The sequence below is a fragment of the Streptomyces sp. NPDC037401 genome, assembly GCF_055602345.1.
Genome location: NZ_JBVJWO010000008.1, coordinates 245,126 through 261,840, shown reverse-complemented (window position 1 = coordinate 261,840; position 16,715 = coordinate 245,126). Strand labels below are relative to the sequence as shown.

Below are 16,715 nucleotides of genomic sequence, written 5' to 3'. Positions count from 1 at the left end.
GTGCGGGAGGGGCTGTCCGACACCCAATTAGCCGTGGGACGGCGAGAGAGCCGCAGGTCACACACGCCGGCCGGGGCCGGATTCCAGCAATGCGGGCACATCGGCGAAGGAGTCGAGCACGTGGTCGGGCGTGCCGGAGGCCGACCGGTGCGTCTCCGGGAGGTACTTGCCCGTCCTGACGAGCACTCCGGTGATCCCGGCGCGCTGGGCGGCCAGTACGTCGGACTCGACGTCGTCGCCGACCATCAGGGCCTGCGACGGCGGGACGCCGAGGTGGGCGAGCGCGGCGGCGAAGAAGGCGGGCGACGGCTTGCCGGTCACTTCCGCCTCGACGCGGGCGGCGCGTTCCAGGCCGAGGAGGAAGGCCCCGGTGTCGAGGTCGAGCCCGGCGTCGGTGCGCCAGTACAGGTTGCGGTGCATGGCGACGAGCCGGGCGCCCCGCTGCAGGTGGTGGAAGGCGCGGTTGAGGTCCGCGTAGCCGAATCCTTCGCCCGCCCCGCCGAACACGACCACGTCGACGTCCGCGTCGACGTCCACGTCCACGTCCGCCGGGTCCGTGGCCGGGTCCCCCACGAGGGTGATGCCCGCGAGGTCCTCTCGGACGTCTCCGGTGGTCAGCAGCAGACAGCGGGCGCCCGGATGGTGCTCCCCGAGGTACACGGCCGTGGCGGCTGGGGCGGTGAGGACGTCGTCGACGCCCACCGGGAAGCCCGCGGCGGCGAGTTTCGCGGCGATGGCCGCCCGGGTCCGCGAGGTGTTGTTCGTGACGAGCGCGAGCGGGATGCCGGCCGCGCGGAGCCGCTCCATGGCCCGGACGGCGCCGGGGAGGGGTTTCCACGACACCGTGAGGACGCCGTCGATGTCGATCAGGACCGCTGCGGGGTGCGGGACCGGCCGCTGTGCTTCCACAGGTCCGACCGTCGCCGAGTTGCGGACCGGGCGCAACCGCGGTTGCGTCGAAGGAGGCGGGGAAGTGGATGCCGTCTCACCCCGGGATGGGGGCGGAGCACCGTGTTCTTCACCGACCGTACCGATGCGGGGCGCCGGCTGGCCGCAGCGCTCCGGCACCTGGCGGGGGAAGACCCGGTCGTCCTCGGGCTGCCCCGGGGCGGTGTACCGGTGGCCTTCGAAGTGGCCCGGGAACTGCACGCCCCCCTCGATGTGATCGTGGTCCGCAAACTCGGCGTGCCCACCCACCGCGAGCTGGGGTTCGGCGCCATCGGCGAGGGCGGCGTACGGATCGTGAACGACGACATCGTGCGCAGCAGCCGGGCCCGCCCCGAGGAGCTGGCGGCCGTCGAGCGCGCCGCCGAGGAGACGCTCGCACTTCAGGCGCAGCGGTTCCGGGCGGGCAGGGAGCAGGTGTCGCCGGCCGGCCGCACGGCGGTCGTCGTGGACGACGGGATCGCGACCGGCGCGACCGCGGCGGCCGCGTGCGAGGTGGTACGGGCCCAGGGTGCGGCCCGGGTGGTGCTGGCCGTACCCGTCGCGCCGCCGGACGCCGTGGCGTGGCTGCGGACGGAGGCCGACGAGGTGGTCTGCCTGTCGACGCCACCGGGGTTCCGGGCCGTCGGCGAGTGGTACGGGGACTTCTCCCAGACGCCCGACGAGGAGGTCGTCGCGCTGCTGGCGCAGGCGGCGGCCGCCACGGCGCGCGAGGACGGCCCGGGCGGCACCGCCGCGGCCGCCGGGCGGGAAGTGCGGGAGGTGGAGGTGGCGGCGGGCGGGCTGCGGCTGGCCGGGGACCTCGTCCTGCCGCCCGGCGCCCGGTCCGTCGTCATGTTCGCCCACGGCTCCGGCAGCAGCCGGCTCAGCCCGCGCAACCGTGCGGTGGCGGCCGAGCTGAACGCGGCGGGCCTGGGCACGCTGCTCTTCGACCTGCTCACCCCGGCCGAGGAGGCCGACCGGGCGAACGTCTTCGACGTCGCCGCCCTGGCCGGACGGCTGGGGGACGCCACGCGCTGGCTGCGCGACCACGCGGGCGGACGGGCCGGCGAGCAGTCCGGAGGGCGCGCCGGCGGGCAGGCCGGTGGACAGGCAACCGGCCGGGCCCTGCGGATCGGCTACTTCGGAGCCAGCACCGGCGCCGCGGCCGCGCTGCGGGCCGCCGCCGCGCCGGACGCGGACGTCGGCGCCGTGGTCTCCCGCGGCGGGCGCCCCGACCTGGCCGGGGACGCGCTGCCCGGGGTGCGGGCGCCGACCCTGCTGATCGTCGGCGGGCGCGACACGACGGTCCTCGAGCTCAACCGGGCGGCCCAGGCGGAGCTGACCTGCGAGAACCGGCTCGACGTGGTCCCGGGTGCCACGCACCTCTTCGAGGAACCGGGGACCCTGGACGAGGTCGCCGCGCTGGCCCGGGAGTGGTTCACCCGGTACCTGGCTCCCCCGGACCGGTAGCCCCGGCCAGCTGGGCGCACAGCACGCGGCACGCCGACAGCACGTGCTCCTCGGCCGCCCGCTCCAGCGCCGCGAGGTCCTTGGCGCCGATCAGGCGCACCAGCTCGCGGTGCTCGTCGACCACGGCGGCGCGGTACTTCTCGTACCCGAGCCGCACCCGGGTCAGCTGGAAGAGGTGGACCTGCGAGCGGACTCCGGACCAGGCCTCGTACAGACGGGCGTTGCGGGCGAGCCGGTAGATCCGGTCGTGGAAGTCCAGGTCGAGGGCGAGCAGCCGGGGGCCGTCCGCGCCGCGGGCGAGTTCCGCCGCCATCGTGTCGACGACGGCGTCCAGGGCGGCGACCTCCTCCGGCGCGGCGCGCTCGGCGGCCAGGCGGGCGGCGAGGCGTTCCAGGGCGGCGCGGACGGCATAGACCTCCTCCGCCTCCTGCGGTGTCACGTCGATGACCTTCGTACCGCGGTGCCAGGCGCTGCGGATGAGTCCTTCGCGCGCGAGCACGGCCAGGCCCTCGCGGACCGAGCCGCGGCTGATGTCCAGCGATGCGGCCAGCTCCACCTCCCGGAGTGGCGCCCCGGGCGGGAACCGGCCCTGCAGGATCGCCTCGCGCACCCGGTCGGCGGCCTCGTCCGCGAGCCCCCGCCGCTGGGCCGGTGCCACCGCCCCGCTCCCCATGATGTCCATAAGTTCGAATGTTGACATCAGTCGGCCGAGAGGTCAAAGTCATGAGCAGGAACGGAAGGAGTCACCGATGAACCGCCCCGGCTTCCACCTCGCCATCCCCGTCGACGACCTGGTCGCGGCGCGCGCGTTCTACGGCGGTGTGCTCGCACTTCCCGAGGGCCGCTCCACGGACACCTGGGTCGACTGGGACTTCCACGGGCACCAGCTGGTGACCCACCTCGACGGCCGTCGCCCGGCGGACCGGCCGGCGTACGGCGAGGTCGACGGACACCGCGTGCCGGTACCGCACTTCGGCCTGGCCCTGTCCGTTCCCGGCTTCCACGAGCTGTCCGGGCGCCTGCGCGGGTCCGGTACGGCGTTCGTGATCGAGCCCTCGGTGCGTTTCGAAGGCCGGCCCGCGGAGCAGTGGACCATGTTCCTCCTCGATCCCGCCGGGAACGCCCTGGAGTTCAAGGCGTTCCGGGACGAGTCGCAGGTGTTCGCGAAGTAGCCCGGGTCGACGGCCCGCGCACCGGGGTCGAGGATGGAAGGAGATCCCCGGCGGAGGGGAAAGGGCAGCGGGGAAGAGTCGGACAGAAGGATCGCCATGTTCGCTGACAGCAAGGCATTCAGCGGCTTTTCGGTCGACGACCTGGCCAAGGCCAGGGAGTTCTACGGCGAGACGCTCGGCCTGCGCGTCTCCGAGGAGAACGGCATGCTGTTCCTGCACCTCACGGGTGACGCGACGGTGCTGATCTACCCCAAGGAGAACCACGAGCCGGCCGGCTTCACCATCCTCAACTTCCCCGTGACCGACCTGGAGAAGGCCGTCGACGACCTCACCGCGCGCGGTGTGCGCTTCGAACGGTACGACGGCTTCGACGCCGACGAGAAGGGCATCGTCCGCCAGGAGGGCGGCATGCCGTCCATCGCCTGGTTCAAGGACCCCGCGGGCAACGTCCTGTCAGTGCTCGACGAGACGCCCTGAACGCGCCCGGCCGGTGACGGACGGCGTGCACGACGGCTACCCGCGGTAGGTCTCCAGCAGCCTGAGCCACACCTCGCTGATGGTCGGGAAGGCCGGGACGGCGTGCCAGAGGCGGGCCAGGGGGACCTCGCCCGCGACGGCCACGGTGGCGGAGTGCAGGAGCTCGCTCACGCCCGGGCCGACGAAGGTCGCACCGAGGATCACTTCCCGGTCCAGGTCGACGACCATGCGGGCCCGGCCGCGGTACCCGTGGGCGTACAGACCCGCCCCGGAGACGCTGCCGAGGTCGTAGTCGACGGCCCTGACCCGGTGCCCGGCCCGCTCGGCCGCCTCCAGCGTCAGGCCGACCGCCGCCGCCTCCGGATCGCCGAAGACGACCTGCGGGAGCGCGGCCTTGTCGGCGGTCGCGGCGTGGGCGCCCCAGGGCCCGGTGTCCGCCTCCGTCTCCGGGTGCGCCCCGCCGGCCGCGCGGGCGGCGATCGCCGCCCCGGCGATCCGCGCCTGGTACTTGCCCTGGTGCGTCATCAGGGCACGGTGGTTGACGTCCCCGACGGCGTACAGCCAGTCCTTGCCGAGCACGCGGCAGCTCTCGTCGACCGGCAGCCAGCCGCCCGGTTCGAGGCCGACCGTGTCCAGTCCGACGTCCTCGGTGCGCGGGGTCCGTCCGGTCGCGAAGAGCAGCTCGTCGGCCTCGACCAGCGCGCCGCCCTCCAGGACGACCGTGACGGGCCCGGTCGAGCCGTCGCGGACCACGGCCTCGACGGACACGCCGGTACGGACGTCCACACCGGCCTCGCGCAGGCTCTCGGCGACCAGTTCCCCGGCGAAGGGCTCCATGCGGGGCAGCAGGCGCGGGCCGCGCACGAGCAGGGTCACCTGCGAACCGAGCGCCTGCCAGGCGGTGGCCATCTCCACGCCGACGACCGAACCGCCGACGATGGCCAGGCGCGCCGGCGCGTGCTGGGAGCTGGTGGCCTCGCGGCTGGTCCAGGGACGTGCCCCGGCCACGCCGGGCAGGTCCGGCAGGACGGCGCGGCTGCCCGTGGAGACGACCACGGCGTGCCGGGCGGACAGGATGTGGTGTTCGCCCTCGGGGCTGGTGACGCTGACCTTCCGCTCCCCGTAGAGCCGGCCGTGGCCGCGGTAGAGGTGGGCCCCGATGGAGTCGAGCCAGCCGAGCTGGCCCCCGTCCTTCCAGTTGCCGGTCCACCAGTCGCGGTGCGCGAGCACGGCGGAGACGTCCAGCGGGCCCTGGACGGCGGGGGCGAGGCCCGGCACCCGGCGGGCGTCGGCGCGGGCGAGGGCCGGGCGGAGCAGGGCCTTGCTGGGGATGCAGGCCCAGTACGAGCACTCGCCGCCGACGAGCTCGCTCTCCACCACGGCGGTGCTCAGCCCGGCCGCCCGGGTGCGGTCGACGATGTTCTCGCCGGCCGGTCCCCCGCCGAGCACCACGACGTCGTACTCCACTGCTTCCGTCATGGGGACAGTCTCGGGGCAGCGGACGGGCCGCGCACGCGGTTCGCGCGGTTCGCGCCGTTCACGCGGTTCCGGGGGCGGCCGGGTGTCAGGCGTCCGCCGCGCCGGAGCCCTGCGCCTCGGCGATCTTGGCCCGTACCTCGTCCATGTCCAGGGCGCGGGCCTGGCTGATCACGTCTTCGAGCAGGGCCTCGGGGAGCGCCCCGGGCTGGGCGAAGACGGCCACCTGGTCGCGGATGACCATGAGGGTCGGGATGGAGCGGATCTCGAAGGCGGCGGCGAGCTCCTGCTGGGCCTCGGTGTCCACCTTCGCGAAGACGAGGTCGGGGTGGGTCTCGGAGGCCTTCTCGTAGACCGGGGCGAACTGCCGGCACGGACCGCACCAGGACGCCCAGAAGTCGATCAGCACGAAGCCGTTGGAGCTGACCGTGTCGTCGAAGTTGTCCTTGGTGAGTTCTACGGTGGCCATTGCGTCGTCCCTCTTTCGTCGTCTGCGGGCGCAGCCGTCCGCGACAACCGCCGCACGGCCCCTGCTATTCCGCCCCCGGCCGGGCGGCTGTCTCAGAACGGGTACCCGGCGGGCTCGCCGCGGACCGTGGTCCAGCGCAGTTCCGTGAAGGCGTCGAGGTTGGCCTCCCCGCCGAAGCGGGCGCCGGTCCCGGAGGCGCCGACACCGCCGAAGGGCGCCACCGCCTCGTCGTTCACGGTCTGGTCGTTGATGTGGGCGATGCCGGTGGGGATGCAGTCGGCGAGCGCCAGACCGCGTGCAATGTCACGTGTGACGATCCCCAGTGACAGGCCATACGGTCCCGCCGCGGCCAGTTCCGCCGCCTCGTCGGCCGTACGGAAGGACCGCACCGGGGCGACGGGCCCGAAGACCTCCTCCGCGTAGGCCGGGGTGTCGTCCCCGACCCCCGCGAGGACCGTCGGCCGGTAAAACGGCCCCACGCGGCTGCCGCCCGCCAGGAGCTTCGCCCCGGCTGCCGTGCTGGCCTCGACGAGGGCGTGCACCCGGTCGAGCTGGCCGCGGTCGATCAGCGGGCCGAGGTGCACCTCCTCCCGGTACGGGTCGCCGACCGCGAGGGCCTCCGCGCGGGCGGCGAGCCGCTCGGCGTACTCGTCGTAGAGCGAGGCGTGCACGAGGTGGCGGCCGGCGGTCATGCAGATCTGGCCCTGGTGGAAGAAGGAGCCCCACGCGGCCTGGCCGACCGCGGCCTCCACGTCGGCGTCCTCCAGGACGATCAGGGCCGAGTTGCCGCCGAGTTCGAGGTGCGCCCGCTTGAGCGCGCGCCCGGCCGCCTCGCCGACCGCCCGCCCGGTGGCGGTGGACCCGGTGAACGACACCACGCGAACGCGCGGTTCGGCCACCAGTGCCCGTCCGGTGTCCGGCCCGCCGGGCAGCACGTGCAGCAGCCCCTCCGGCAGCCCGGCCGCCTCGAACACCGCCGCCAGGGCGATCCCGCCGCAGACGGCCGTACGCGCATCGGGCTTCAGCAGCGCGGCGTTCCCGAGGGCGAGCGCCGGCGCCACCGAGCGGATCGACAGGATCAGCGGGGCGTTGAAGGGCGCGATCACCCCGACCGTCCCGGCCGGGACCCGGCGGGTGTACGACAGCCGCGGGGCCTCGCTCGGCAGGACCTGGCCGACCGGGCGGGAGGCCAGCGCAGCCGCCTCGTAGCACTCCTGCGCGGCCACGTGCAGCTCGAAGGCCGCCTTGCCGGGTATGGAGCCGGACTCCCGGACGATCCAGGTGGCGAGCTCCTGGGCGTGCCGGGTGAACAGGTCTCCGGCCCGGCGCAGTACGGCCGCGCGCTCGGTGTGCGCGGCGCGTGCCCAGTCCCGCTGGGCGGCCTCGGCCCGGACGGCCGCCGCGGTCACGTCCGCGGGCGAGGCGAGGCGGACGGTGGCGAGGGTGTCGCCCGTCGCCGGTTCGGTCACGGGTGCCGTGCCGCCGGTGAGCGTACGGCCGTCCTGCCAGGTGGCGGGGTCGAGCAGGGGCATGGGGCGGTCTCCCGGTCCTCGCGGGCCCGGCGGGGGCCCGGGCACGCGCGCCATGCTAGCCAGAGCGGTCCGTCAAATCTGTTCAGTTATTGGGCAGTTGGTGACCTGAATTGATCCACAGCGCCGGGCCGGGTCAGCGCTCGAGCACCAGGGCGATGCCCTGGCCGACGCCGATGCAGAGCGCGGCGAGCCCGGTGCCGGACCCCGCGGCGGCCAGCTGGTGCGCCACGGATCCGGCGAGCCGGGCGCCCGAGGCGCCGAGCGGGTGGCCGAGGGCGATGGCGCCGCCGCGCTGGTTGACCAGGGCGGGGTCGAGGTCCGGCCACTCGGCGAGGCAGCCCAGAGCCTGGGCCGCGAAGGCCTCGTTGAGCTCGAAGGCGGCGAGGTCGCCGAAGCCGCGACCGGCCTTGGTCAGGGCGCGCTGGACGGCGTCGACCGGGCCGAGCCCGAAGATCTGCGGTTCGATGCCGGTGACGGCCGAGGTCCGGATCCGGGCGAGCGGTTCGCGGCCGGTGGCGCGCAGCCCCTCCTCGTCCGTCAGCAGCAGGGCGGCGGCCCCGTCGTTGAGCGGCGAGGCGTTGCCGGCGGTGACCGTGCCCCCGGGCCGGAAGACGGGCTTGAGCTTCGCCATCGCCTCGGGGGTGGAGGACTCGCGGATGCACTCGTCGCGCACCAGGTCCGCACCCGGGTAGGGGACGACCTCGCCGTCGTAGAGGCCGGCGGACCAGGCGGCGGCGGCCTTGCGGTGGCTGTCGAGGGCGAAGGCGTCCTGGGCCTCGCGGGTGATCCCGTGCTTGTCCGCGACGAGTTCGGCGCCCTCGCCGAGGGAGACCGTCCACTCCTCGGGCATCCGCGGGTTGGTCATCCGCCAGCCGAGCGTGGTGGACCACATCTGCTGGTGGGCGGCGGGGAAAGCCCGTTCGGGCTTCTGCACCACCCAGGGGGCGCGGGTCATCGACTCGACACCGCCCGCGACGGCGACGGAGGCGTCGCCGAGCGCGATGGCGCGGGCCGCCTGGATCACGGCCTCCATCCCGGAGCCGCACAGGCGGTTGACGGTGACGCCGGGGACACTCACGGGCAGCCCGGCGAGCAGGACGGCCATCCGGGCCACGTCGCGGTTGTCCTCGCCCGCGCCGTTGGCGTCGCCGAAGACCACGTCGTCGATCCGGGCCGGGTCGAGTGCGGGCGTACGGTCGACCAGCGCGCGGACCACGTGCGCGGCCAGGTCGTCGGGCCGGACCCCGGCGTAGGCGCCGCCGAACTTGCCGATCGGGGTGCGTACGGCGTCGACGATGTACACGTCGCGGATGCTCATCGGGGTCTCCAGGGCAGATCCGTGCGGGTCGGCGCGTCCGGGTCGACGCGCCCGCAGTCTCCGTCCGCCCGGCGTGCCGTGTCAACGCCCGACCGGACATTCGGTCGTCTCGTGGGCCGTCCCGTCGGTCGACCCGCGGCAGCCGGGTGCGGCGGCCGCGGACGGCAGGACCGCCCGGCAGCCGGACCGGGATCGCCGGGATCAGGTCAGGTCGACTCGCGCGCCAGGGCGCGCGCCGCCATCAGGTCGTACCGCTCGGGGGCCTCGGAGGGCTCGCGGACCACCCGGTCCACCAGGGCGGCCAGCCGGTCGCCCGTGGGCATCTCGATCTGCACGGTGCTCAGGCGCGGCCGCAGCAGCTTCCCGAGCAGCAGGTCGTCCGCACCCATGACGGCGGCGTCACCGGGGACGTCCATGCCGGCGTCCTGGAGGGCCCGCATCAGCAGCATCGCGTACTCGTCGTTGTACGCGAAGACGGCGTCGAGGCCGAGCCCGTGCCAGCGGGCGGCGAGGCCGGCCGCGGACTCCTCGGTGTAGCTCATGGGGAGGGCCTCCACCTGCGCTCCGGCCGCTCCGGCGACGGCGCGCACGCCCTCGAGGCGCGGGGCGGAGAACATCTCGAAGCCCTCCTCTTCGGGTACGACCACCCCGATCCGGCGGCGGCCGCGCTCCAGGAGGTGGCCGGCGGCCCGGGCGCCCACCTCCCGCTGGTCCATCACCAGCGCGTGCGCCCCGGCGACCCGGCCGGGGCCCAGGGTGATCACGGCGCGGGCCCCGGCGCGCTTGAGCGTGGCGATGTTGCGCGCCGAGAGGGTGATCTCGCCGAGGGAGATCACCGCGACCGGGCGGAGCTCGGCCCAGGCGCGGGCGGCCTGGTCGCCGGTCAGGCCGAGGCTGCCGTACTGGACGACCGTGTAGTCGAGGCGGCGCAGCCCCCACTGGAGCTCGTTGAGGAAGCGGCTGTACAGCGGGCCGACGGGGACGTGGGCGGTGGGCAGCAGCACGATCCGGGTGTGCCCGGCGCGCAGGCTGCGGGCGGCGGCGTGCGGGACGTAGCCGAGTTCCTCGGCGGCCTCGCGGACCTTGCGGCGGGTGGGCTCGCTGATCCGGACGGCCTCCGCGTTGTTGAGCACGTACGAGACGGTCGCGCGGGAGACGCCGGCCAGGCGGGCCACGTCGGCGCTCGTCGGGACGGCTGTTCCGCGTTCGGCTGCCTGCGTTTTCGGTGACTTCGACATTGCCGTCGCATCTTTCCAGACCGGTCGGTGCCGGGGTCTGGCGGATGGCCTGAAACGGATGCCGCACAGTGGTTACACGCTTCACTGGCACGTGTAACCACTGCGGTGACCACCCCTGCCACGACAGCCGCACCCCTGCTGTCACCACGGCGCCGTCACCCCGTCACCTGCCCTGGAGGGCAACGTGGTCCATTCCTCACCCGGTACCGGACGCGGTACCGGTGGCCCCCTGCCCCACCGCCCGTTCCGGGCCCGGCCTCCGGCTGCTGCCCCTGCTGCGCGTCGGCAACACGGCCATGTACGCGCTCCACACCGGCGTAGCGGGCGTGCTGCCGGCGCTCCAGGCCGAGGGCGTCGACCGACGAACAAGGTTTCCAATTTCGGCCTGATAGCGGGGGTCTCCGCGATCTTCGCGACCGTGTTCAGTCCCGTCGCGGGGTAGACGTTCACGACGGCCCGGCCGAGACACCGGGAGATCGTGATCAGCAGGATGGTGTCCGCGTGTCCGAGCAGCAGCGTCGCGGGTACGGCGAGCAGGACGCCGCCCAGGATCCACGGACCCGACGGGTGCTCGGCGGCTGGCTCTCGGACCGCCACGACCGGCGCAAGCTGTTCGTCGGCGCCTGCCCCGCTCTCGGCACTGGGCGTGCCGGTACCGGCGCTGTCCACGCGCTGGACCGCGATGCCGGCCGTCGCCGTCGTCAACGGACTCGGCTTCGGCTGCTCCATGCGCCGTTCGTCACGGCCGCGGCCCTCTCCGTCGCGGGCGCACTCGCCGTGAAGCCGATCCGCTCCGTGCGCTGCCCCCCGGACTTCCCTCTGCGCACGGTCGGTCCGCCGATGCGTGCGCACCCGCCCGCCGGGCAGACCTGGCCGTCACCGATCAGAGAGGCACCACCGTGCAGCTGCACACCCACACCCGGGGCGACGGGGACCGCAGCGCCCTCCTCGTCCACGGCATCATGGCCGACCACCGCACGTGGCGGCGGGTCGGCCCGGCGCTGGCCGGCCGCGGCTACCGCGTGATCGCCGTCGACCTGCGCGGCCACGGCGCCGGCGGGCGCGGCGCGTACGGCCCGCAGGCCTTCGCCGACGACCTGGCCGACACCCTGCCCGCCGGGGCGGACCTCGCGATCGGGCACTCGCCCGGCGGCCTGTCCCTCTCCCTCGCCGTGGACCGGCTCCGGCCCGCCCGCGCGGTGCACTCCGACCCCGCCTGGCACCTCGCGAGCTCCGAGGAGGGCTTCGGGCCGGAGATGTTCGCCGAGTTCGAGTCCACCGCCACCAGGGAGCGGATCGCGGCGACGAACCCGCGCCGGGAGGAGACGGACGTCGACATCGAGCTCAGGACGCCGGCCCTCTGGGACGAGGCGACGGCCCTGGCGCCGGCTCCGCTCCTCGGCAGCGACCTGCTGCCCGCGGAGCCCGTCGTGCCCTCGCTTGTCCAGCCGGCCGACCCCAGCTTCCCGATGACTTCGACGGCTTCACGGCCTCGCTGGACGGCTGGATCTGAGGACACACCCCCGCCTCGCCGTTACCGTGGGTACTACTGATCGGTAACGGGGAGGTCCGGTGTCGGAGCCGAGTGCGCCCGCACGCGCTGCAGGACTGGTGGAGACGGCAGGGGCGCTGGCCCGGGGGGAGGTGTCCGCGACGGAGCTCACCCGGCAGGCGCTGGAGCGCATCGACGCCGCCCAGCCGGCGCTGAACGCCTTCCGGATCGTCCGCCACGAGGCCGCCCTCGCCGAAGCCGCCGGGCAGGACCGGCGGCTGGCGGCCGGTGAGCGGCTGCCGCTGCTCGGCGTACCGCTCGCGGTCAAGGACGACATGGACGTGGCCGGGGAGCCGACGGCGTTCGGCTGCCCGGGCGCGTTCCCGGCCAAAAGCGCCGACAGCGAGGCCGTACGGCGGCTGCGCGCGGCCGGGGCGGTGATCGTCGGGAAGACCAACACGCCGGAGCTGGGCCAGTGGCCGTGGACGGAGGGGCCGGCCTTCGGTGCCACGCGCAACCCGTGGCACCCGGCGCACACACCGGGCGGCTCCTCCGGCGGCTCGGCCGCCGCGGTCGCGGCGGGGCTGGTGCCGGCGGCCCTCGGCTCGGACGGCGCGGGCTCGGTGCGCATCCCCGCGGCATGGACCCATCTGATCGGCATCAAGCCCCAGCGAGGCCGGATCTCCACCTGGCCGGAGCCCGAGGCGTTCCGCGGCATCACGGTCAACGGCGTGCTGGCGCGCACGGTCGCCGATGCGGCACTGCTGCTGGACGCGGCGAGCGGGCAGCACCCGGGCGATCTGCACCGGCCGCCGGCCGTGGACGCCCGGGCCGCGGCCCGCACCGAGCCGCGCAGGCTGCGGATCGCCCTGTCGTTCCGGATGCCGTTCACGGCCACTCCCAAGTCCCTGGACCCGGCGGTGCGTTCGGCGGTGGAACGGCTGGCGGGGCGGCTGGAGGCGCTGGGGCACGAGGTGGTTCCCGCGGATCCGCGGTACGGCCAGATCGGGCTGGCGTTCGTGCCGAGGGCGACCAGCGGGATCCGCGAGTGGGCGCAGCGGGTGCCGGACCGCGCGCTGCTGGATCCCCGTACCCGGGAGGCGGCCCGGACCGGCCGGGTGCTGGACGGGGCCCCGCTGCGGCTCGCGCGCCGGTCGGAGGCCCTCCTGCAGCACCGGGTCGGGGAGATCTTCGGGCGCTTCGACGTGGTCCTCACGCCGACCACGGCCGCACCCCCGCCGCGGATCGGGGCCCTGGCCGGGCTGGGGAGCGCCCTGGAGACGGACCGCGCGATGATCGCCGTCTGTCCGTACGCGTGGGCGTGGAACGTCCTGGGCTGGCCGGGGGTCAACGTGCCGGCCGGGCTGTCCCCCGACGGGCTGCCGCTCGGTGCGCAGCTGCTGGGGCCCGCCCACGGCGAGCCGCTGCTGATCTCCCTCGCGGCGCAACTGGAAGCGGACCAGAGGTGGTTCGAGCGGTGGCCGGCGCCGGGCGCGGTCCCGGCGGGACGCGCCCCGGTCTGAGCGGCGCTGCGCCGCGGGCAGGGCGGTAGCGTGGCGGCATGACCAGTTCTCTGGACGAGCCGGGGCGCCAGGGCGCCGACGCGACCACCGAGGCGGACCCGCTGGAGACGGGCCCGGTGCGGATGTCGTACGCACCCGACCCCGACGGCGACCCGGATCCGGGCGAGATCGTGTGGACGTGGGTGCCTTACGAGGAGAACTGCGGTCGACAGATTCACCATCGATCACCTACATATCACCTGACCAGCAGAAACACGCTGAAACGGCCTCCCGGAAGGTGCTCCGGGAGGCCGTTTCCGTCTGTCCGGGGGACATTCGGGGGACAGCAGGCTAGGCCGCGGTACTCCCCTGCTGCGCTCCCCCTCCTCCTTCGATGAGCCTCATCTCCAACCCTGCGCTGGGCTCCTGTTGGGGCGCTTCCGCCGACGGGGCCGGCTGAGCCTGCGCCCTCGGAACCAGGGCGACGGGAGCGTCCGCAGCCTCCTTCTCGTACTGCGGCATCAAGCTGCTGTACGTGTCCGCTGTCAGCGCGAACGTCGCGTGCCCCAGGAGCGCCTGGATGGCCTTCATGGACAGGCCGGCGGCGAGGCTAAGCGATGCTGCGCAGTGACGAAGGTCGTGAAGGCGGATGGGCGGCATGTCCAGGCGCCTGAGAAGCCGGTCGAAGACCTTGGAGACGTTGTCGGGGTGCCAAGGTGTCCCGTTGTCCTGTGTGAAGACGTAGCCGCTATCAACGTACGGGGCGTACTTCTCAGGGTCCTCCTTGTGCTTCTTCTCCCACTCGGCTCGCTTGGCCTTCTGCACGTCTCGCCATGTCGCTAGGAGCGCGTGTGTAGCGGAGTCGAGGGCGATGGTTCGCCGGCCGCTGCGGCTCTTGGGCGTCTCCTCGAAGAGTTTGTGCGAGGTGTCGGAGACAAGCTGCTGGACGATGTTGGCAGTGCCCTTCGTCATATCGACCTCCGCCCAGGTAAGCCCTGCGGCTTCACCTCGGCGAGGCCCTCGGAACACCTGGAGGTGCCACATCACGTACATACGGTGGCCTGCTGCGGCATCGAGGAATTGGCCGGTGAGCTCGGGGGTCCAGACCATGACGGAGCTCGGCTTCTCCCCAGTTTCGCGCCAGCGCGCAACTCGCTCTTCGGTCCAAACGATGGCACGCGGCTTCTCGTACCTGGGGATCACGACCTCGTCCGCCCAGTTCTCGGTGATGAGCTTCTCCATGACGGCGGCCTTGAGGGCGGCGGACAGTGCGTCGAGGATCCGTTTCTGCGTGCCGGGGCCCGTATTCTGGCGGGGCTTGGCACGGGCCGCTTTGAGGACAGCCTTGGCTTCGTCCCAGTGCTGGCGCAGCTCCGGCGGCCGGGGCCGGGGAGCCTGTCGCCACGCCTGGCGCGCAGTTTCGCATTTCGCGAGTGCCTCCTCGGCCTCGATGCGGTTCGCTTCCTTGACCTTGTTGTAGGCCCAGATGTCTTCGAACATCGCCTGGATGTGCCGGGTCCGAAGTTCACGCATGGGCAGTTGGCCGAGGGCGGGGATGTAGAGGCGCTCGATGAAGTCGGTGTAGTCGCATCGGGTCTTCCTCTTGAGGTCGACGCGGTTTTTGAGCCAGCGTCGGAGGAACTGCTCTACGGTCTCGCGTGATTCGACCTTGATTCCGTCGGTTGCCTCGCTCCAGAGCATCTGGGCCGCGTGCTGGGCTGCTGCGCGGGTGAGGAACCCTCCCTTGCGCGGCCGCCGGCGTTCGCCGCGTGGGCCGTCGGGGAGGTTCACGTAGTAGTACCAACTCCCATGGTCGCGCTTCTTCAGGTCAGGGCAGCGGGTACCCAGTTCGCGGGTCTTGGGGTTTCCGTTCGAGTCGAGGAGAGGTTGGCCGGAGTCGTCGAGTTTGGGTTCGGTGCACTTGCACCGCTTGTAGATGCTGCCGCTGAACATGGGTGTCCCCCGAATGAACTCGGTTGTCCTTACGTGTCCTCATCTTTCTGTAGCGAGCGGGACGCCCCGTTGGGCACCGTAGGCTTCTGGTCAGGTGGCGCGGGGAAGAGGGTTGTGACCACCTATGTCCTCATCTATTCCTGCCGCTCCGGCAGGTTCGACGCGGGGTTCGCAGGGCGGCTCGATGACGATGGGCGAACTTTTGGAGCTGCCTCCGGCGGTGAGTGTGGCGACGGCTGCGCAGGCGCTGGGTATCGGCAAGGACAAGGCGTACGCACTGATCAAGGCGGACCGCTTCCCGGCGCGGGTCATCCGGCTGGGTGCGACGACGCGCGTTGCGACGGCTTCACTGTGGGACGCTCTTGGCGTCAAGGACTGAGATGCCTGATGACCTATACGGGAGGGCTCGACCCGGCCAGGGTCGAGCCTTCGGGCATTTCAGGCGCGACGATCGACGGAAGCCGCGGTTCCCCCAAGTTTCAATCTGTGACCTGCGCCACATTCATGCAACCTTGCAGCGCGCTCACCTGCCGATATACGCGACCGGGAAGGTTGTAGGCGAGCTGCGAGTTATGCATCACAGGCGTTGGCCTATTAGATAGAGATCAGCACCTCATCGACAGTCGATCAGGGCGGGACCGATCGGAGATCAGCGGGATATGGCGAGGCTGTGCGGATACGCCAACGGTGGGGGCGGGCTCGTCCACGCAGAAGCGGCGTTCCTGCGGCGCGCAGCATCACGGCTGTCCATCGTTGATCCGCCGGTGTCGCAGAACGCTGTGGCCGAGTGGGTCAACCAGACCGGCGGACGCACCCCCCTAGGCGGTCCCTGGCGGGGAGACACCCTGATGAAGACCCTCTCCCACCCCCGGATGGCCGGCCTCGACAACGACGGCAATCCGATCGAGGGCTTCGGGGAGACCGTGCTGACTCCCGACGAGCAGCGCGCCCTCCTCGAAGCACGCGCCGCCATCCGTGGTGAGCCCGTACAACGGCGTGAGTGCTATGACTACCTGCTGACCAAGGGCATCGCCGACTGCGACGAGTGCGGCCACGACCTGACCGGCGGCCGGGTCAACGCCGAGGCGGGCCCGAACTACCGATGCCAGGGCTGCGGCAAGATCCGCATGGATGCCGATCGCCTAGAGCCGGTGGTGACCGAGGAGGTCCTTGCCGACCTGCTCCGGCCTGGCCAGCACGAGAAGCTGCTGCGCCTACAGCGGGACGCCGGGGAGGAAGCCGAGCGGCTGGCCGCCCACATCAAGGACGCCGACAGCCGGTTCGCCTCCCTCAAGGCGTTCCGACAGCAGATGGTGCCGGACGCGTACAAGGCAGCGGAGAAGGCCACCAAGGATGACTTGGCGGCTTCGCGGGCCCGCCTGCGGTTCCTGGAGCAGATCACCGGTGTTCCGCTGTCCGACCCTCGTGAAGTGGTCGGCTGGTGGAACACCGCTCCCCGGGCGCTCCAGCGGGGCCTGGTCATGCTGACGGTCGCGAAGGTGCACGTCCTCGCGGCAGGCGGCGGAGCGGTCGCCCCACGCAGCCGTATCCGCATCGAGTGGCGTACGTCGGTCAGCTGAACTGGGAGTACAAACGAGCCGGGCCGACGGACCTTGCGTGAAACGTGTCTGAATACTCTGCGTAAGGGTTCGGCTCGTCTCGTCCCGATCCTGGGCCGCCGCAACGGCA

General features: G+C 72.9%; 15 protein-coding genes and 1 pseudogene. 8 read left to right on the top strand and 8 right to left on the bottom strand.

Features of this window, described 5'->3' with window-relative positions; genetic code table 11:
• Positions 1-57: 57 nt before the first annotated feature.
• Positions 58-909 carry an HAD-IIA family hydrolase gene (locus ACZ7H1_RS10920; protein WP_470785547.1) on the bottom strand — a complete coding sequence of 284 codons (852 nt, stop codon included), beginning with the start codon at positions 907-909 and terminating at the stop codon, positions 58-60.
• Between the two features lie 102 nt (positions 910-1,011).
• Between ACZ7H1_RS10920 and ACZ7H1_RS10915 the strand changes: the two genes are divergently transcribed.
• Positions 1,012-2,397, top strand: coding sequence for a phosphoribosyltransferase family protein (locus ACZ7H1_RS10915; protein WP_470785545.1), 1,386 nt, complete (start codon positions 1,012-1,014; stop codon positions 2,395-2,397).
• Here ACZ7H1_RS10915 and ACZ7H1_RS10910 read toward each other — a convergent pair.
• A complete protein-coding gene (locus ACZ7H1_RS10910; RefSeq protein WP_470785544.1) occupies positions 2,366-3,079 on the bottom strand; it encodes a GntR family transcriptional regulator in 714 nt (237 codons plus the stop codon). The genes ACZ7H1_RS10915 and ACZ7H1_RS10910 overlap by 32 nt on opposite strands.
• A gap of 67 nt (positions 3,080-3,146) precedes the next feature.
• Here ACZ7H1_RS10910 and ACZ7H1_RS10905 point away from each other — a divergent pair, with 67 nt between their 5' ends.
• Entirely contained in the window at positions 3,147-3,569 is a 423-nt protein-coding gene (locus ACZ7H1_RS10905; RefSeq protein WP_470785542.1) for a VOC family protein, read from the top strand.
• 96 nt (positions 3,570-3,665) lie between these two features.
• The gene (locus ACZ7H1_RS10900) at positions 3,666-4,046 is read left to right on the top strand and encodes a VOC family protein (protein WP_470785541.1); all 381 of its coding nucleotides are present in this window, start codon (positions 3,666-3,668) and stop codon (positions 4,044-4,046) included.
• Positions 4,047-4,082: 36 nt separating this feature from the next.
• On the opposite strand, the gene ACZ7H1_RS10895 is transcribed toward ACZ7H1_RS10900, so the two are convergent.
• The 5 genes from ACZ7H1_RS10895 to ACZ7H1_RS10875 all read right to left on the bottom strand — a co-directional run bounded on the left by ACZ7H1_RS10895 (position 4,083) and on the right by ACZ7H1_RS10875 (position 10,079).
• Positions 4,083-5,525 (bottom strand): dihydrolipoyl dehydrogenase family protein, encoded by a 1,443-nt coding sequence (locus tag ACZ7H1_RS10895; RefSeq protein WP_470785539.1) that lies wholly within the window; start codon positions 5,523-5,525, stop codon positions 4,083-4,085.
• Between the two features lie 85 nt (positions 5,526-5,610).
• Complete coding sequence (trxA, locus tag ACZ7H1_RS10890) at positions 5,611-5,991, bottom strand: thioredoxin (protein WP_470785537.1); 381 nt, start codon at positions 5,989-5,991, stop codon at positions 5,611-5,613.
• 92 nt (positions 5,992-6,083) lie between these two features.
• On the bottom strand, positions 6,084-7,523 hold the full coding sequence (locus ACZ7H1_RS10885; RefSeq protein WP_470785536.1) for an aldehyde dehydrogenase family protein: 1,440 nt from the start codon (positions 7,521-7,523) through the stop codon (positions 6,084-6,086).
• A 133-nt stretch (positions 7,524-7,656) separates the two neighbouring features.
• Positions 7,657-8,841 (bottom strand): thiolase family protein, encoded by a 1,185-nt coding sequence (locus ACZ7H1_RS10880; RefSeq protein WP_470785534.1) that lies wholly within the window; start codon positions 8,839-8,841, stop codon positions 7,657-7,659.
• Positions 8,842-9,047: 206 nt separating this feature from the next.
• Positions 9,048-10,079, bottom strand: coding sequence for a LacI family DNA-binding transcriptional regulator (locus ACZ7H1_RS10875; protein ID WP_470785533.1), 1,032 nt, complete (start codon positions 10,077-10,079; stop codon positions 9,048-9,050).
• A gap of 899 nt (positions 10,080-10,978) precedes the next feature.
• Here ACZ7H1_RS10875 and ACZ7H1_RS10870 point away from each other — a divergent pair.
• The 3 genes and pseudogenes from ACZ7H1_RS10870 to ACZ7H1_RS10860 form a co-directional block, all read left to right on the top strand.
• A complete protein-coding gene (locus ACZ7H1_RS10870) occupies positions 10,979-11,632 on the top strand; it encodes an alpha/beta fold hydrolase (protein WP_470785532.1) in 654 nt (217 codons plus the stop codon).
• Positions 11,633-11,651: 19 nt separating this feature from the next.
• A complete protein-coding gene (locus ACZ7H1_RS10865; protein WP_470785531.1) occupies positions 11,652-13,094 on the top strand; it encodes an amidase in 1,443 nt (480 codons plus the stop codon).
• Positions 13,095-13,132: 38 nt separating this feature from the next.
• A pseudogene (locus ACZ7H1_RS10860) lies at positions 13,133-13,303 on the top strand (type II toxin-antitoxin system PemK/MazF family toxin); the annotation flags it as partial.
• Positions 13,304-13,424: 121 nt separating this feature from the next.
• On the opposite strand, the gene ACZ7H1_RS10855 reads toward ACZ7H1_RS10860, so the two are convergent.
• Positions 13,425-15,026: a tyrosine-type recombinase/integrase gene (locus tag ACZ7H1_RS10855; RefSeq protein WP_470785529.1), complete on the bottom strand. Its 1,602-nt coding sequence runs from the start codon at positions 15,024-15,026 to the stop codon at positions 13,425-13,427.
• A 184-nt stretch (positions 15,027-15,210) separates the two neighbouring features.
• On the opposite strand from ACZ7H1_RS10855, the gene ACZ7H1_RS10850 reads away from it, so the two are divergent.
• Together ACZ7H1_RS10850 and ACZ7H1_RS10845 are read left to right on the top strand one after the other, a co-directional pair.
• The gene (locus tag ACZ7H1_RS10850; RefSeq protein ID WP_470785528.1) at positions 15,211-15,405 is read left to right on the top strand and encodes a DNA-binding protein; all 195 of its coding nucleotides are present in this window, start codon (positions 15,211-15,213) and stop codon (positions 15,403-15,405) included.
• A 469-nt stretch (positions 15,406-15,874) separates the two neighbouring features.
• Positions 15,875-16,606 carry a hypothetical protein gene (locus ACZ7H1_RS10845; protein WP_470785527.1) on the top strand — a complete coding sequence of 244 codons (732 nt, stop codon included), beginning with the start codon at positions 15,875-15,877 and terminating at the stop codon, positions 16,604-16,606.
• The last annotated feature ends 109 nt before the right edge of the window (positions 16,607-16,715 follow it).

Bases quoted from the DNA above. Each gene is read 5' to 3' on its own strand.
- ACZ7H1_RS10910 (WP_470785544.1), bottom strand. From the start codon at position 3,079: ATGGACATCATGGGGAGCGGGGCGGTGGCACCGGCCCAGCGGCGGGGG.
- ACZ7H1_RS10905 (WP_470785542.1), top strand. From the start codon at position 3,147: ATGAACCGCCCCGGCTTCCACCTCGCCATCCCCGTCGACGACCTGGTC.
- ACZ7H1_RS10900 (WP_470785541.1), top strand. From the start codon at position 3,666: ATGTTCGCTGACAGCAAGGCATTCAGCGGCTTTTCGGTCGACGACCTG.
- ACZ7H1_RS10895 (WP_470785539.1), bottom strand. From the start codon at position 5,525: ATGACGGAAGCAGTGGAGTACGACGTCGTGGTGCTCGGCGGGGGACCG.
- trxA (WP_470785537.1), bottom strand. From the start codon at position 5,991: ATGGCCACCGTAGAACTCACCAAGGACAACTTCGACGACACGGTCAGC.
- ACZ7H1_RS10885 (WP_470785536.1), bottom strand. From the start codon at position 7,523: ATGCCCCTGCTCGACCCCGCCACCTGGCAGGACGGCCGTACGCTCACC.
- ACZ7H1_RS10880 (WP_470785534.1), bottom strand. From the start codon at position 8,841: ATGAGCATCCGCGACGTGTACATCGTCGACGCCGTACGCACCCCGATC.
- ACZ7H1_RS10875 (WP_470785533.1), bottom strand. From the start codon at position 10,079: ATGTCGAAGTCACCGAAAACGCAGGCAGCCGAACGCGGAACAGCCGTC.
- ACZ7H1_RS10855 (WP_470785529.1), bottom strand. From the start codon at position 15,026: ATGTTCAGCGGCAGCATCTACAAGCGGTGCAAGTGCACCGAACCCAAA.
- ACZ7H1_RS10850 (WP_470785528.1), top strand. From the start codon at position 15,211: ATGACGATGGGCGAACTTTTGGAGCTGCCTCCGGCGGTGAGTGTGGCG.
- ACZ7H1_RS10845 (WP_470785527.1), top strand. From the start codon at position 15,875: ATGAAGACCCTCTCCCACCCCCGGATGGCCGGCCTCGACAACGACGGC.